Source organism: Pseudomonas sp. IT-P4, from assembly GCF_949767755.1.
GTDB classification, from domain to species: domain Bacteria; phylum Pseudomonadota; class Gammaproteobacteria; order Pseudomonadales; family Pseudomonadaceae; genus Aquipseudomonas; species Aquipseudomonas monachiensis.
Genome location: NZ_CATKPX010000011.1, coordinates 147,946 through 163,130 on the forward strand (window position 1 = coordinate 147,946; position 15,185 = coordinate 163,130).

Consider the following 15,185-nt stretch of genomic DNA (forward strand, 5'->3'; position numbering starts at 1 on the left):
CTTTGCGCCCTTGTTTTGCTCGTCTTGCAGGATGTCTGATGCCCTCGCTGCCTCTTCGCTTGTCCGCACTGTTTCTGGCCCTGGGCCTGAGTGCCTGCGATGACGCCCCGAAATTCACCCAGGCCGAACCCGGTGAAGCCCGCTCCGGCGGCAATGCAACGGTGCGCAAGACCGATCAGAACGCGTTTTCCATGCCTTCGGCGAATCTGCCGCCGTCTCGGCGCGTGGACTTCAGTGTCGGCAACAGCTTCTTCCGCAGCCCCTGGGTAATCGCCCCGTCGACGACGACCGCTCGCGATGGCCTCGGTCCACTGTTCAACACCAATGCCTGCCAGGGCTGCCACATCAAGGACGGCCGCGGCCATCCGCCGACTCCCGACGATGTGAACGCCGTGTCGATGCTGGTACGGCTGTCGATTCCCGACGCCCCGGCGTATGCCAGGGTCATCGAACAGCTCGGCGTGGTGCCGGAGCCCGTCTACGGCGGCCAGTTCCAGGACATGTCCGTCCCCGGCGTGGCCCCCGAAGGCAAAGTGCGGGTCGATTACACCGCCGTGCCGGTTCGCTTCAAGGACGGCACTGAAGTCGAGTTGCGCAAACCTAGCCTGAACATCACCCAACTGGGCTACGGCCCGATGCACCCCGACACCCGCTTCTCGGCCCGCGTGGCACCGCCGATGATTGGCCTGGGCCTGCTCGAAGCGATCCCCGACGAGGCAATCCTGGCCAACGCCGAGGCACAGGCCAAGGCGAACAAAGGCATCAGCGGACAACCGAACCGAGTCTGGGATGATGCCCAGCAGAAGACCGTCCTGGGGAGATTTGGCTGGAAAGCCGGACAACCGAACCTCAATCAGCAGAATGTCCACGCGTTTTCCGGTGATATGGGGCTCACGACCAGCCTCAGACCCATTGATGACTGCACGGACGCGCAAACAGCCTGCAAACAGGCCCCCAATGGCAACGGCCCCAATGGCGAGCCGGAAGTCAGCGACAACATCCTGCGCCTGGTGCTGTTCTACAGCCGAAACCTCGCCGTACCGGCGCGCCGCGACGTCAACGCGCCAGAAGTGCTGGCCGGCAAGACTTTGTTCTATCAGGCCGGTTGCCAGTCCTGTCACACACCGAAATACACCACCGCCGGCAACGCCGCCGAACCTGAACTGGCCAATCAAGTGATTCGCCCGTACAGCGATCTGCTGTTGCATGACTTGGGCGACGGCCTGGCCGACAACCGTACCGAGTTCCAGGCCAGCGGCCGCCAATGGCGTACCCCGCCGTTGTGGGGCATCGGCCTGACACAGACGGTCAGCGGCCACACCCAGTTCCTGCACGACGGCCGCGCCCGCAACCTGCTCGAAGCCGTGCTCTGGCATGGCGGCGAGGCAACAGCGGCGCAGCAACAGGTTTTGTCTTTCAATGCCGAGCAACGCGCTGCGTTGCTGGCATTCCTGAATTCCCTTTAACACGCATTCCACCCGCGGGAGCCCGACATGTTCCGTCCCAAACTGTTGTTCACCAGCCTTGCCGCCCTCGCCCTGGGCGCCTGCTCGCCACAAGACCCGCAAGCGGTCACGTCGGCGGCCATCGCCAAGTCGGTGATCCTGCCGACCTACACACGCTGGGTTGAAGCCGACCGTCAATTGGCGGTCAGCGCCCTCGCCTACTGCGAAGGCAAGGAAACCCTGGAAACCGCCCGTGCCGATTTCCTGCATGCGCAAAAAGCCTGGGCCGAGTTGCAACCGCTGCTGATCGGGCCATTGGCCGAAGGCAACCGTTCGTGGCAGGTGCAGTTCTGGCCAGACAAGAAAAACCTGGTCGGCCGTCAGGTCGAGCAACTGATCACCGCCCAGCCGCAAATCGATGCCGCCGCCCTGGCCAAGTCCAGCGTTGTGGTACAGGGGCTCTCGGCCTACGAATACATTCTGTTCGACAGCAAGCCTGACGTGGCCAACGCCGAGCAGAAGAGCAAATACTGCCCGCTGCTGATCGCCATCGGCGAACGCCAGAAGCAATTGGCCGAGGAGATTCTGCAATCCTGGAACAACACCGACGGCATGCTCGCGCAAATGAGCAAATTCCCGAACCAGCGTTACGCGGACTCCCACGAAGCGATCGCCGATCTGCTGCGCGTGCAAGTCACCGCCATCGACACCCTGAAGAAAAAGCTCGGCACGCCGATGGGCCGCCAGAGCAAGGGTGTGCCGCAACCGTTCCAGGCCGACGCATGGCGCAGCCAGGCATCCCTGACCAGTCTCGAAGCCAGCCTCGCGGCGGCCAAAACGGTCTGGGAGGGTGTGGACAACAAAGGCCTGCGCGGCCTGTTGCCGAGCGAGCAGAAACCGTTGGCCGACAAGATCGACGCAGCCTATGCCGCCTCGCTGAAACTGTTTGCCGGCAACCAGCGCTCGCTGACCGACATGCTCAATGACGAGGCCGGCCGCCAACAACTCAACGAGCTGTATGACAGCCTCAACGTCGTCCATCGCCTGCACGAGGCCGATCTGGCCAAGGCATTGGGCATCCAGCTGGGCTTCAACGCCAACGACGGTGACTGATGAGGGCCGGTTCCATGCTGCGACGCCAGGTTCTGACATTAGGTAGTTTGCTGCTCGGAGCAGTGACGCTGGGCGGCTGGAAGCTGTTCAAGCAAAAGGACAAGAGTCCGCTGTTGCTTTCGGCACGGGACGATACCGACGGCCAGCATTACGCCGTCGGTTATCGGCTCGATGGCACCCAGGTGTTTGCCACCCGGGTCGGCCAGCGTTGCCACGACATCATCAACCACCCGACATTGCCGATTGCACTGTTCGTCGCTCGCCGTCCAGGCACCGAGAGCTACCTGGTCGACCTGCGCGACGGCGCGCTCCTGCAAACCGTGGTGTCACAGCCGAACCGGCACTTCTACGGGCACGCGGTCATTCACCACAGCGGCGACTGGCTGTACGCCACCGAAAACGACACCACCGATCCGGGTCGCGGCCTGCTCGGCGTGTATAAGTTCGAAGGCGAGCGGCTGGTGCACAGCGGTGAGATTTCCACCCACGGCCTCGGTCCGCACCAGGTGTCGTGGATGCCCGATGGCGAAACCCTGGTGGTGGCCAACGGCGGGATTCGCACCGAGGCCGAAAGCCGGGTGGAGATGAACCTCAACGCCATGGAACCGAGCCTGGTCCTGATGCACCGCGACGGCGCCCTGCTGAGCAAGGAAACCCTCGCCCAGCAGATGAACAGCGTGCGCCATCTGGCCGTCGCCAGCGACGGCACCATCGTCGCCAGCCAGCAGTTCATGGGCGCGGCCCACGAGTCGTCGGAATTGCTGGCGATCAAGCGTCCCGGCCAGCCTTTCATCGCGTTCCCGGTGCCCGAGCACCAGTTGCAGGCCATGGGGCACTACACCGCCAGCGTCGCGGTACACAGCGACTTGCGCCTGGTGGCGTTGACCGCCCCGCGGGGCAACCGCTTTTTCATCTGGGACCTGGACAGTGCTGAAGTACGCCTGGACGCGCCACTGCCCGATTGCGCCGGGGTCGGCGCCGTGGCCGATGGTTTTGTCGTGACCTCGGGCCAGGGGCGCTGCCGCTACTACGACTGCCGCCAGACAAACCTCGTCGCAAAACCACTGGAGCTGCCCACAGGGCTCTGGGACAACCATCTGCACCTGATGGCCTGAATCATTGAAAAAATCGCCGCCTTGGGCCGCGCCTGTATCGGGATGACGTTCACCCCGCAGGCGCGACCCGAGGCGACGAATCTTTTCAGGCTTTCACCCCTCTAATACCTCGCAACCTGTAAAAACGGCAGTTGGATTACCCTCTACACTCCCGGTAATGTGCCCCACTGTCTCGCCTGATTTTCTCCAAGGAACTGGAATATGCTGCGTCGCCGCATGCTGATCATGTTGGGTGTTGTTCTACTGATTGTGCTGGTCCTGGCTGCGTACAAAGCCTTCTCGATCTACACGATGGTTCAAGGCTTCTCTGCACCCAGACCGGCTATCAGCGTTGCCGTGGCCACCGCCGCCGAGCGCCCATGGCAAGCCCGACTGCCTACCGTCGGCACGCTCAAGGCATTGCAGGGCGTGGACCTGAGCCTGGAGACCGATGGCACCGTTATCGATGTCCAGTTCGAGTCAGGGCAGAAGGTCAAGGCCGGTCAACCCATCGTCCGGCTCGACAGCGCCGTGGAAAGCGCCCTGCTCGAAACCGCCTTGGCCGACCTCGGGCTGGCCCAGCTGGACTACAACCGTGGCAGCCAGCTGGTGGGCAGCCAGGCGATTTCCAAAGGCGAGTTCGACCGACTCTCGGCGGTCCTGAAAAAGAGCAGGGCCACGGTTAATCAGCTCAAGGCGGCGCTCGAGAAAAAACGCATCATCGCGCCGTTCAGCGGCACCATCGGCATTCGTCAGGTGGACGTCGGCGACTATGTGGCCAGCGGCACCATGATCGCCACCCTGCAAGACCTCAGTAGCCTGTATGTCGACTTTTTCGTGCCCGAGCAGTCGGTGCCGAAGATTGCGCTCGGCCAGCCGGTGCAGGTCATTGTCGCGGCGTATCCGACCCTGGAGTACCCCGGCACCATCAGTGCAATCAACCCTAAAGTCGAGAACAGCACCCGTAACGTGCAGGTCCGCGCCACTCTGGCCAACCCTGACGGCAAGTTGATGCCAGGCATGTTCGCCAACCTCCAGGTACTCCTGCCCGACCCGCAGCCGCGCATCGTGGTGCCAGAAAGCGCAATTACTTACACGCTCTACGGCAACTCCGTGTATGTGGCCGTGCCCAAGAAGGCTGAGGATGGCAGCCTGGTTAAGGACGACAAGGGCCAACCGGTGCTGATCGCCGAACGGCGTTTTGTCGAGACCGGCGAACGCCGTGATGGGCAAGTGATGATCACCAAAGGCGTGCAGAGCGGCGAGAAAGTAGTGACCGCCGGCCAGCTCAAGCTGGATAACGGCTCACGCGTTGCCATCAGCGACGACAAGACCCTCACCGGGCAGAACAGCCCGCGACGCGCGGACTGATCAAGGAATTCCCATGGCTTTTACCGACCCGTTCATCCGCCGTCCGGTACTCGCTACCGTGGTCAGCCTGTTGATCGTGCTGCTGGGCTTCCAGGCCTGGAGCAAGCTGCCGCTACGCCAATACCCGCAGATGGAAAACGCCCTGATCACGGTGACCACCGCCTACCCCGGGGCCAACGCCGAGACCATCCAGGGCTACATCACCCAACCGATGCAGCAAAGCCTGGCCAGCGCCGAGGGCATCGACTACATGACCTCGGTCAGTCGCCAGAACTTCTCGGTGATCTCGATTTACGCGCGCGTCGGCGCCAACAGCGACCGTCTGTTTACCGAACTGCTGGCCAAGGCGAACGAGGTCAAGAACCAGCTGCCCCAGGACGCTGAAGACCCGGTACTGAGTAAAGAGTCTGCCGATGCGTCAGTGCTGATGTACATCAGCTACTTCAGCAAGGAGTTGAGCAACCCGCAGATTACCGATTACCTGTCACGGGTGATCCAGCCCAAGCTGGCGACCTTGCCCGGCATGGCCGAAGCCGAGATCCTCGGTAACCAGGTGTTTGCCATGCGCCTGTGGCTGGACCCGATGAAGCTGGCGGGTTTCGGCCTCAGTGCCAGCGATGTGACCAACGCGGTGCGCCAGTACAACTTCCTCTCGGCCGCCGGCGAGGTGAAGGGCGAATACGTGGTCACCAGCATCAATGCCAATACCGAACTCAAGTCCGCCGAAGCCTTCGGGATGATTCCACTCAAGGTCGATGGCGACAGCCGTGTGCTGCTGCGGGATGTGGCGCGCGTGGAAATGGGTGCGGAAAACTACGACTCCATCAGCTCGTTCGGTGGCACCCCTTCGGTGTACATCGGCATCAAGGCGACGCCCGGCGCTAACCCTCTGGAAGTGATCAAGGAAGTGCGCAAGATCATGCCGGACCTGGAGGCCCAGCTACCGCCGAACCTGAAAGGTGAAATCGCCTACGACGCCACCCTGTTCATCCAGGCCTCGATCGACGAAGTGGTGAAGACCCTGTTCGAAGCGGTACTGATCGTGATCGTCGTGGTGTTCCTGTTCCTTGGCGCCCTGCGCTCGGTGGTGATCCCGGTGGTGACCATCCCGCTGTCGATGATCGGCGTGATGTTCTTCATGCAGATGATGGGGTACTCGATCAACCTGCTCACCCTGCTGGCGATGGTATTGGCCATCGGTTTGGTGGTGGATGACGCCATCGTGGTGGTGGAAAACATTCACCGTCACATCGAGGAAGGCAAGACACCGCTCGAGGCTGCCGTTGAAGGCGCCCGGGAGATCGCCATGCCGGTGGTTTCGATGACCATCACCCTGGCGGCGGTGTATGCACCGATCGGTTTCCTGACCGGTCTGACCGGGGCGCTGTTCAAGGAGTTCGCCCTGACCCTGGCCGGCGCGGTGGTGATTTCCGGTATCGTCGCCCTGACCCTGTCGCCGATGATGTGTGCGTTTCTGCTGCGCCACGACGAGAACCCCAGCGGCCTGGCCCATCGCCTGGACATGATTTTCGAAAGCCTCAAGCGCCGCTACCAGAGCCTGCTTCACGGCACCCTCAACACCCGGCCTGTGGTGCTGGTGTTTGCCGTAATCGTGTTGTGCCTGATTCCGGTCCTTCTCAAATTCACCAAATCGGAACTGGCACCGGATGAGGACCAGGGCATCATTTTCATGATTGCCAACGCCCCGCAGCCGACCAACCTCGACTACCTGAACACCTACACCGACGAGTTCGTCTCGATTTTCAAGGCGTTTCCCGAGTACTACTCGTCGTTCCAGATCAACGGTTTCAGCGGCGTGCAATCGGGCATCGGCGGTTTCCTGCTCAAGCCATGGGACGATCGCAGTCGCACGCAAATGGCGATCCTGCCCGAGGTGCAGGCCAAACTGGAAAAGATCCCGGGGCTGCAGATTTTCGGCTTCAACCTGCCGTCACTGCCGGGCACCGGCGAAGGCTTGCCGTTCCAGTTCGTCATCAACTCCTCCAACGATTACGAATTGCTGCTGCAAGTGGTCGACCGGGTAAAAAAACGCGCGAAGGAGTCCGGCAAGTTTGCGTTTGTCCACGTTGACCTGGCCTTCGACAAACCGGAAGTGGTGGTGGATATCGACCGCGCCAAGGCTGCGCAGATGGGGGTTTCCATGCAGGATCTGGGGGGAACCCTGGCGACCCTGCTCGGCGAAGGCGAGATCAACCGATTCACCATTGAGGGTCGCAGCTACAAGGTCATTGCCCAGGTCGAGCGGCCGTTCCGTGACAATCCGGACTGGCTGAACAATTACTACGTGAAGAACACCAAGGGTGAACTGTTGGCGTTGTCGACCCTGATCACCGTCAGCGACCGCGCTCGACCGAGACAGCTGAACCAGTTCCAGCAACTCAACTCGGCCATCCTGTCCGGCGTACCGCTGGTGAGCATGGGGGAAGCCATCGACCTGGTGCGCCAGATCGCCCGGGAAGAGGCACCCGCCGGCTTTGCCTTCGACTACGCTGGCGCATCGAGGCAGTACGTACAGGAGGGCAGCGCCCTGTGGGTTACCTTTGCCCTGGCACTGGCGATCATTTTCCTGGTGCTGGCGGCCCAGTTCGAAAGTTTCCGCGACCCGCTGGTGATCCTGGTCACCGTGCCACTGTCTATCTGCGGCGCATTGATTCCGCTGTTCCTGGGTTGGTCGAGCATGAATATCTATACCCAGGTAGGGCTGGTGACCTTGATCGGGCTGATCAGCAAGCACGGCATCCTGATCGTCGAGTTCGCCAACCAGCTACGCAAGGACAAGGGCCTGACAGCGCGCGAAGCGGTAGAGGAAGCGGCAGCCATCCGGTTGCGTCCGGTCCTGATGACCACCGCGGCGATGGTGTTCGGCATGGTGCCATTGATCATCGCGAGCGGTGCTGGCGCGGTCAGCCGGTTCGACATCGGCACGGTCATCGCGACGGGCATGTCGATCGGCACGTTGTTCACACTGTTTGTGTTGCCCTGCGTCTACACCTTGGTGGCCAAACCCGATAAGCGCTGAAACAGATGTATCTGCAGGCTCGCTCCCACATTGATTCCTGTTGTATTGAAAATCAGGGCAATAAAAAAAAGGCCTCGCATAGCGAGGCCTTTCATTTTGGCTTCAATCGGTTCAACTCTGCGGCCTCAATCCCTGAGAGAGTCCGAACATGAACAGCAACAAGTCATGATCGGGTCGAGTGGCCACGGATGCCTTGGCAACCCGTGGCAACGGACAGTGTTCTTCTGCGCTTATCGAGCTGAGAACCTGGGGGCGTGGTTGCTCCCAGGTTGCCATCGCGATCGATGCAACTGCCAAGGCTCCTACCAGAAACAAACCTCGTGCAATTTCGAGTTTCATCGCTATAAACCCTTGATAGCGCTGCCAAACGCCGTCTCATAAAAGTAGATGAGCTTTTTCCAGTCTGCGTCGCTGAACGACGAATGGCGACGCAATTGCTTGATGTCATGGACTGCTGCGCGATAGGCCGTTAAACGCTTGCGGCACTTCTCCAGATCGATCAGGGCAACTTCGACCCTGGCCATCTCGTCCTCACCGGTCACACGAACGAATACGTGCTTGTCGTAAAGGCAACCATGCTGCCAGCGGCCCTTGTGCATGCGGGCCAGGTTTTCAGCCAGGTCCTTGAGCACTCGTTCGTTTATAACTTCACCATGACGCTCGCGACCGCCACCGGCGTACCAGCGATCAATTTCCACGAAGCCGTCCAGCGACTTGGTGACCAGCAAGGCACGCCATTTGTGTACGGGATCGCGCTGCGCGCCACAGAAAACGATTTCCGGAACCCGTACGCCAAGCTCGGTCACACCGATGAGCGCAGCATGCTCGCGCAGTACCGTAGGCCGCCCGAAAGGGTGCTGCAAGCTACGATGGATATGCCCGGTCTGGCGCTTGACGTAGAGCAGTTGACCATCACTGCCCATCAGGCGTTGAACACCGCTTTCCCCGCCGCGACGGACATTGGGTTCTTCTACCCATTCACCGCGCTGATTCCAGAAATGATCGAAGCGGTCCTGGGGAACGACTTCCGTTTCTGCTGCACACTGCACTGCCATCCTGTTACCTCTTGCGTAATACGTAAACTCGCCACATGGCATAGAGCGGCAAAAAGTCCAGTTGTTCCTGGATCCGGAAACCCGCCTGCTCAAATTCCTTCTCTACGGTAGCGGCCGGTAACACAAACCGGTTTTGGTAACCTTCCTGCCCACGGGTTTTCTCCGAACGCTTGCGTTTCCAGGCCTTGAAGTTGCCATCGACCCACAGCGAAAGGATCACGCTGTCACGGGAAACCCGCTCGAATTCACGCAAAATAGCCATGCGATGCCCGGCTTCACCGATGTGGTGGAGCAAGCGCATGCAAAAGATGCTGTCGACGGCGTTGTCCGGCAAGGCGATGTCGAATGCGGATGTGTGCAAGGGTTGTACCCGTTTCACCACATCGGCAGGTTGCGCCTGGGTTGCGATCTTGAGCATGGACTGCGAGTTATCGGCGCCGATGATCACACGGTTGGATTTTTCCGCCAACAAGGGCCAGAACCGCCCTGCACCACAAGGCAAATCGAGGACCAGACCAGGCTCGCCAACCAGGGCCAGCGCCTTGCGCGCCAGTTGTTCGTCACGCCAGTGGGACAATCGACGGCCGAGACCTTCCTGGTGTTTGCGCAAATAGCGTTGCGCGTGTTGATCGTCGTACTTTTCCGAGAAATCGAGCTTGATCGGGCCGTCCATCATCAGGTCTCCTGAACTTCTGACAGCAGCTACCTTAGATTTTGTAGTGTCAGTGACTGGTCATCCATTTGTGAAAATATCGTTATGGGAAACCCTGAAGTATTACAGGGTTTTACGGAAATGACAGGGTTTGCTGGACGTCTGACTTAACAGATCAAGTTCGGGACAAATCCACCTGAAAACGGCAGCCACTGGGCTCCATGGTTGTCAGGCTGACGTTCCAACCCTGGTTTTCACAGATCCGCTGCACCAGTGAAAGCCCCAGGCCCAAGCCTTCCCCGCGTTTTTCAGTGCCCCGAACGAAGGGTTCGAACATCGCCTCGCGTTTTTCCTCGGGAATGCCCACACCGCTGTCTTCGACCAGAAATCCGGTGCCCGTCAGGCTCAGGCGAATGAAGCCCCGCTCGGTATAGTGCAAGGCGTTGCGCAGCAAGTTACCCATCACCGCGTGCAGGAGCGTCGCATTGTAGCCATTGGCCTCGGGGTTGCCCGGTTCGAAGATCAGCTTCAACCCTTTGCTTTCAATGGGCTCGCGCCACAGACCGACCAGGCCCTCGGCTACCTGGCCCAGGGACTGCTGCGGCGACATGCTGGCGTCTTCGCGCTGGGCACGGGCGAGCATCAGGAAGGTTTGCACCAGCTCACGCATTTCTTCACAGGCCCGGGCAATGCGCTCGACCTGGGCGCGACCGCGCTGATCGAGCCCCGGGTTTTCCAGCAACAACTCGCAGGAACTGGCCAGGATCATCAGGGGCGTACGCAATTCGTGGCTGACGTCGCTGGTGAACAGCCGCTCGCGGGTCAGGGCCTGACGCAAGCGCCCGAGGGTGGCATCGAACGCCACGGCCAGTTCGCCCACTTCGTCGGCGGCATAGTCCGGAGCCAAGGGAGGAGCCAAACCCAGCAGTTGATCGCGATGGCGTACCTGGCGGGCCAGCCGCACCACCGGCGCCATGACCTTGCGCGCCAGCACCCAGCCAAGAAACACCGCCAGTGCCAGGCTTAGCACGAATCCCACCAGTACCACGGCAAACAGCACCCGTTCACGCTCTTCGAAGTCGCTCTGGTCCTGCAACAGCACGTAACGTCGGCCGTCGACGATTTCGACCATGGCGTGGTACGACAGGTTTTCACGGAACACTTCGTGGAAACCCGGCTCCAGGTGCCGCAAATCCTTGGGCAACCTGAAATCGCCTGGCCCGTTGCTGAAGTAGAACAATTGGTCCGGTTCGGGACGATGACTCCAGTCCGTGACATTGTCCATCAGCAGCAGGCGCTGTAAATCGCCACCCAGACCGGCCGAAATCAGTTTTTCTTCCACCAGGTGTACGGTCGCCACGATGCCCATGGCAAAGGCGCCCGCCACCAGTGCGCTCATCAGCGCAAAGGCAATGATGATGCGTTGGGCAAGGCTCTGCTTAAACTCCATCACGGCCCTCGGCCAGGCGATACCCCACACCGTGCACGGTTTGCAGCAATGGCTTGGCGAACGGCTTGTCGATCACCTGGCGCAGTTGGTGGACATGACTGCGCAGGCTGTCGCTGTCCGGGCAGTCGTCGCCCCAGAGCGCTTCTTCAAGAATTTCACGACGCAACACATGAGGGCTTTTCTGCATCAACACGGCCAGCAACTTCAGCCCGACCGGGTTGAGTTTCAGCAACCGGCCTTCGCGAGTGACTTCCAGGGTGTCGAGGTCGTAGCTCAGGTCGCCGACCTGCAAGGTCCGCCGCCCGCCGCCCTGGGTTCGGCGCATGACCGCCTCGATACGCGCTGCCAGTTCCGACAGGGCGAACGGTTTGATCAGGTAGTCATCGGCACCCGACTTGAAGCCTTGCAGACGGTCATCCAGCTGATCGCGGGCGGTGAGCATGATCACCGGTGTTTCGCGGCGGGCATCCTCGCGCAGGCGCTTGCACAGGGTGTAGCCATCGATGCCGGGCAGCATGATATCGAGTACGATCAAATCGTAGTGCTCGGTGGCCGCCAGATGCAGGCCCGACAGACCATCCTGAGCGCAATCCACGGTATAGCCTTTGAGCCCCAGGTAATCGGCCAGGTTGGCCAGGATATCGCGGTTGTCTTCAACCAATAGAATTCGCATGGGTATCTCTCCGTCCACAGTAACGGCCGTCGTGGCCCGCGCAGCTTAAGGCGAAGTTCAGCTCACGGCTAGGACTGAGTGAAGCGCAAAAGCGTGGAAATTGACCGACTACAGCCTTAACAAGTTTTTCACCCGCGATTCACACACTGGCGACAGAATCGGGTTCAAACTCCGCGCGGCTGCGCATTTGAGAACATTTCACTGATCAAGGAACTAGCATGGTTTCGACCCTTGCCCGCCCTACCCCTCGTCCGCTCAATTTCCGGGTGTGCCTTGGAGTCCCCGCCGTAGCAGCGATCATTCTGGTATTGCTCGAATTGACCAGTCTGGACATGGACCTGGCCAAACTGTTTTACGACCCGGTAGCCGGGCAATTCATTGGCCGCCACAGTTACTTTCTCGAGGACATCCTCCACGATCGCGCCAAGCAACTGGTCATCGCCTTCTCGGTGTTTGCCATCTTCGGCTACATCGCGTCGTTCTTCATGGCCAGGCTCAAACCGTTCAAGCGGGAACTGGGTTGCCTGGTGCTGTCCCTGGGCCTGGCGACTTCGTTTGTCACGCCCATGAAAGCGGTGACCGCGGTGCAATGCCCATGGAGCCTCGAGCAATTCGGCGGTCACGAGACCTACAGCGAACTGTTGAGCCCTCGCCCGCACACCGAAAAACCGGGGCGTTGCTGGCCCGGCGGCCATGCGGCCACCGGCTTCACCCTGTTTGCCCTGTTTTTCGTACTGCGTGACCGTCGCCCGCGCATGGCTCGCGCAGCGTTTGTCTTCGCCTTCGCCCTCGGCTCGGTGTTCTCCATCGGGCGAATGATGCAGGGCGCACACTTCTTCTCGCACAACGTGTGGACGGCGGTGTTCTGCTGGCTGATCTGTTTGGGGTCGTATTACTACGTTCTGTACCGACCGGCGTTGAAGGCTGAACGCGGGACCACTGCAGAACCTGTCGGCGCCTGATCTGACGTCATCGCGGGCAAGCCACGCTCCCACAGGATTTATGCAGTTCCTTGTGGGATCGATGTGAACATTGAAATCCGGGCAATAAAAAACCCCGCCGGCTTTCGCAGGCGGGGTTTTTTCGTACAGGGGTAAGGCTGGCTTACATCATGCCGCCCATGCCGCCCATACCACCCATGTCTGGCATACCGCCACCAGCACCGCCGTCTTTCTTCGGTGCATCAGCAACAGCAGCTTCGGTGGTCAGGATCAGACCGCCGATCGACGATGCAGCTTGCAGAGCCGAACGGGTAACCTTGGTTGGGTCCAGGATGCCCATTTCGATCATGTCGCCGTATTCGCCAGTCGCAGCGTTGTAACCGAAGTTACCTTTGCCGTTCTTGACTTCGTTGACCACAACGCTTGGCTCGTCACCGCTGTTGGCAGCGATCTGACGCAGCGGTGCTTCAACGGCACGGCGCAGAACAGCGATACCTACGTCCTGATCAGCGTTGTCGCCTTTCAGATCGTTCAGGGTTTGCAGAGCGCGGATCAGCGCAACGCCACCGCCAGGTACCACGCCTTCTTCAACGGCTGCACGGGTAGCGTGCAGGGCGTCTTCAACGCGGGCTTTCTTCTCTTTCATTTCGACTTCGGAACCAGCGCCAACCTTAATCACTGCAACGCCGCCGGACAGCTTGGCCAGACGCTCTTGCAGTTTTTCACGGTCGTAGTCCGAGGAGGTTTCGGCAACCTGGGCACGGATCTGAGCAATGCGGGACTCGATGTCGCCCGCTACACCAGCACCGTCAACGATGATGGTGTTTTCCTTGGAGATGGTCACGCGCTTGGCGCTGCCCAGGTTTTCCAGGGTGGCTGCTTCCAGGCTCAGGCCGATCTCTTCGGAGATAACGGTACCGCCGGTCAGAACGGCGATGTCCTGCAGCATGGCCTTGCGGCGGTCGCCGAAGCCTGGAGCCTTGACGGCTGCGACTTTAACGATGCCACGCATGTTGTTCACGACCAGAGTCGCCAGGGCTTCGCCTTCAACGTCTTCGGAAACGATCAGCAGTGGACGACCGGCTTTGGCAACGGCTTCCAGCACTGGCAGCATTTCGCGGATGTTCGAGATTTTTTTGTCGACCAGCAGAACCAGCGGGTTGTCCAGCTCGGCAACCATGGTTTCCGGCTTGTTGACGAAGTACGGGGACAGGTAGCCACGGTCGAACTGCATGCCTTCTACAACCGACAGTTCGTTTTCCAGGCCAGTGCCTTCTTCAACGGTGATCACGCCTTCTTTACCGACTTTTTCCATGGCTTCGGCAATGATGTCGCCGATGGAGTTGTCGGAGTTGGCCGAGATGGTGCCAACCTGAGCGATTGCCTTGGTGTCAGCGCATGGCTTGGACAGGTTTTTCAGCTCTTTGACGATGGCGATGGTCGCCTTGTCGATGCCGCGCTTCAGATCCATCGGGTTCATGCCGGCAGCGACGGCTTTCAGGCCTTCGTTGACGATCGACTGAGCCAGAACGGTAGCGGTGGTAGTACCGTCACCAGCGTCATCGTTCGCACGGGAGGCAACGTCTTTGACCAGCTGCGCGCCCATGTTTTCGAAACGGTCTTCGAGTTCGATTTCTTTGGCGACGGAAACGCCGTCCTTGGTGATGGTCGGAGCGCCGAAGCTCTTCTCGATGATCACGTTACGGCCTTTCGGGCCCAGGGTCGCTTTTACCGCGTCAGCCAGGACGTTAACGCCTTTGAGCATTTTCTTGCGGGCGGAATCGCCAAACAGAACTTCTTTAGCAGCCATGATCGATATTCCTTAAATACTTTGAAGTAGCGGGAAAATGAGCGGGTAATCAGCCTTCGATAACAGCGAGGATTTCGTTCTCGCTCATTACCAGCAGGTCTTCGCCGTCGATTTTCACAGTGTTGCTGCCGGAGTAAGGACCGAACACAACCTTGTCGCCCACTTTCACGGACAGTGCACGCACTTCACCGCTTTCCAGTGCTTTGCCTGGGCCTACAGCGAGGATTTCGCCGCTGTTGGCTTTTTCAGCAGCCGAACCTGGCAGGACGATACCGCCAGCGGTTTTCTTTTCTTCTTCGCTGCGACGGATGACGACGCGGTCATGCAGAGGACGAAGCTTCATTGTCGATCTCTCCTAATTGTGGTTTTCATCGGCCGGTGTAGTCCCGGCGGGTTTAACAAAGTCCGGCGGCGCCGGGTGCGGTTCGTCAAGCGAACCGCGGAAGTCTGTCTGGCGTGATCGCCAGAAACCTTGCGGTGACCGTTACATAAGGGCGCATAAGCTTATTACAAGGGCGGAGTTCGAAAAATTTTCTGTTCG

At 60.0% G+C, this 15,185-nt stretch carries 13 protein-coding genes; 6 read left to right on the forward strand and 7 right to left on the reverse strand.

The window, feature by feature from the left end; all coding sequences use genetic code 11:
• Window positions 1-38 precede the first annotated feature (38 nt).
• The 5 genes from ACM6IT_RS00740 to ACM6IT_RS00760 all read left to right on the forward strand — a co-directional run bounded on the left by ACM6IT_RS00740 (window position 39) and on the right by ACM6IT_RS00760 (window position 8,063).
• Window positions 39-1,466, forward strand: coding sequence for a di-heme oxidoredictase family protein (locus tag ACM6IT_RS00740; protein ID WP_414917267.1), 1,428 nt, complete (start codon window positions 39-41; stop codon window positions 1,464-1,466).
• Window positions 1,467-1,493: 27 nt separating this feature from the next.
• Window positions 1,494-2,558: an imelysin family protein gene (locus ACM6IT_RS00745; protein WP_056726121.1), complete on the forward strand. Its 1,065-nt coding sequence runs from the start codon at window positions 1,494-1,496 to the stop codon at window positions 2,556-2,558.
• Between the two features lie 14 nt (window positions 2,559-2,572).
• A complete protein-coding gene (locus ACM6IT_RS00750) occupies window positions 2,573-3,673 on the forward strand; it encodes a DUF1513 domain-containing protein (RefSeq protein ID WP_414914617.1) in 1,101 nt (366 codons plus the stop codon).
• 201 nt (window positions 3,674-3,874) lie between these two features.
• On the forward strand, window positions 3,875-5,023 hold the full coding sequence (locus ACM6IT_RS00755; protein ID WP_223541152.1) for an efflux RND transporter periplasmic adaptor subunit: 1,149 nt from the start codon (window positions 3,875-3,877) through the stop codon (window positions 5,021-5,023).
• A 13-nt stretch (window positions 5,024-5,036) separates the two neighbouring features.
• The gene (locus ACM6IT_RS00760; protein WP_056726123.1) at window positions 5,037-8,063 is read left to right on the forward strand and encodes a multidrug efflux RND transporter permease subunit; all 3,027 of its coding nucleotides are present in this window, start codon (window positions 5,037-5,039) and stop codon (window positions 8,061-8,063) included.
• Between the two features lie 111 nt (window positions 8,064-8,174).
• Here the strand turns inward: ACM6IT_RS00760 and ACM6IT_RS00765 are convergent, their stop codons facing one another.
• The 5 genes from ACM6IT_RS00765 to colR form a co-directional block, all read right to left on the reverse strand.
• Entirely contained in the window at window positions 8,175-8,402 is a 228-nt protein-coding gene (locus ACM6IT_RS00765) for a hypothetical protein (protein WP_015096670.1), read from the reverse strand.
• Window positions 8,403-8,404: 2 nt separating this feature from the next.
• Window positions 8,405-9,118, reverse strand: coding sequence for a lipopolysaccharide kinase InaA family protein (locus tag ACM6IT_RS00770; protein WP_056726124.1), 714 nt, complete (start codon window positions 9,116-9,118; stop codon window positions 8,405-8,407).
• Between the two features lie 4 nt (window positions 9,119-9,122).
• Entirely contained in the window at window positions 9,123-9,791 is a 669-nt protein-coding gene (locus ACM6IT_RS00775; RefSeq protein ID WP_056726125.1) for a class I SAM-dependent methyltransferase, read from the reverse strand.
• A 154-nt stretch (window positions 9,792-9,945) separates the two neighbouring features.
• The gene (locus ACM6IT_RS00780) at window positions 9,946-11,220 is read right to left on the reverse strand and encodes a sensor histidine kinase (RefSeq protein WP_414914616.1); all 1,275 of its coding nucleotides are present in this window, start codon (window positions 11,218-11,220) and stop codon (window positions 9,946-9,948) included.
• Window positions 11,210-11,893 carry a two-component system response regulator ColR gene (colR, locus tag ACM6IT_RS00785; protein WP_007985839.1) on the reverse strand — a complete coding sequence of 228 codons (684 nt, stop codon included), beginning with the start codon at window positions 11,891-11,893 and terminating at the stop codon, window positions 11,210-11,212. The genes ACM6IT_RS00780 and colR overlap by 11 nt, the downstream gene beginning before the upstream one ends.
• Before the next feature lie 218 nt (window positions 11,894-12,111).
• Here colR and ACM6IT_RS00790 point away from each other — a divergent pair, with 218 nt between their 5' ends.
• Window positions 12,112-12,855, forward strand: coding sequence for a phosphatase PAP2 family protein (locus tag ACM6IT_RS00790; RefSeq protein ID WP_056726127.1), 744 nt, complete (start codon window positions 12,112-12,114; stop codon window positions 12,853-12,855).
• A gap of 142 nt (window positions 12,856-12,997) precedes the next feature.
• Here ACM6IT_RS00790 and groL read toward each other — a convergent pair whose 3' ends face one another.
• Complete coding sequence (groL, locus tag ACM6IT_RS00795) at window positions 12,998-14,644, reverse strand: chaperonin GroEL (protein ID WP_008053540.1); 1,647 nt, start codon at window positions 14,642-14,644, stop codon at window positions 12,998-13,000.
• A 49-nt stretch (window positions 14,645-14,693) separates the two neighbouring features.
• The gene (locus tag ACM6IT_RS00800) at window positions 14,694-14,987 is read right to left on the reverse strand and encodes a co-chaperone GroES (protein WP_056726128.1); all 294 of its coding nucleotides are present in this window, start codon (window positions 14,985-14,987) and stop codon (window positions 14,694-14,696) included.
• Between the last annotated feature and the right edge of the window lie 198 nt (window positions 14,988-15,185).

What these genes read in the sequence shown, in the direction of transcription:
- ACM6IT_RS00760 (WP_056726123.1), top strand. Translation starts at nt 5,037, where the DNA reads ATGGCTTTTACCGACCCGTTCATCCGCCGTCCGGTACTCGCTACCGTG.
- ACM6IT_RS00790 (WP_056726127.1), top strand. Translation starts at nt 12,112, where the DNA reads ATGGTTTCGACCCTTGCCCGCCCTACCCCTCGTCCGCTCAATTTCCGG.
- ACM6IT_RS00775 (WP_056726125.1), bottom strand. Translation starts at nt 9,791, where the DNA reads ATGGACGGCCCGATCAAGCTCGATTTCTCGGAAAAGTACGACGATCAA.
- ACM6IT_RS00755 (WP_223541152.1), top strand. Translation starts at nt 3,875, where the DNA reads ATGCTGCGTCGCCGCATGCTGATCATGTTGGGTGTTGTTCTACTGATT.
- ACM6IT_RS00770 (WP_056726124.1), bottom strand. Translation starts at nt 9,118, where the DNA reads ATGGCAGTGCAGTGTGCAGCAGAAACGGAAGTCGTTCCCCAGGACCGC.
- colR (WP_007985839.1), bottom strand. Translation starts at nt 11,893, where the DNA reads ATGCGAATTCTATTGGTTGAAGACAACCGCGATATCCTGGCCAACCTG.
- ACM6IT_RS00745 (WP_056726121.1), top strand. Translation starts at nt 1,494, where the DNA reads ATGTTCCGTCCCAAACTGTTGTTCACCAGCCTTGCCGCCCTCGCCCTG.
- ACM6IT_RS00765 (WP_015096670.1), bottom strand. Translation starts at nt 8,402, where the DNA reads ATGAAACTCGAAATTGCACGAGGTTTGTTTCTGGTAGGAGCCTTGGCA.
- ACM6IT_RS00800 (WP_056726128.1), bottom strand. Translation starts at nt 14,987, where the DNA reads ATGAAGCTTCGTCCTCTGCATGACCGCGTCGTCATCCGTCGCAGCGAA.
- ACM6IT_RS00740 (WP_414917267.1), top strand. Translation starts at nt 39, where the DNA reads ATGCCCTCGCTGCCTCTTCGCTTGTCCGCACTGTTTCTGGCCCTGGGC.
- ACM6IT_RS00780 (WP_414914616.1), bottom strand. Translation starts at nt 11,220, where the DNA reads ATGGAGTTTAAGCAGAGCCTTGCCCAACGCATCATCATTGCCTTTGCG.
- groL (WP_008053540.1), bottom strand. Translation starts at nt 14,644, where the DNA reads ATGGCTGCTAAAGAAGTTCTGTTTGGCGATTCCGCCCGCAAGAAAATG.
- ACM6IT_RS00750 (WP_414914617.1), top strand. Translation starts at nt 2,573, where the DNA reads ATGCTGCGACGCCAGGTTCTGACATTAGGTAGTTTGCTGCTCGGAGCA.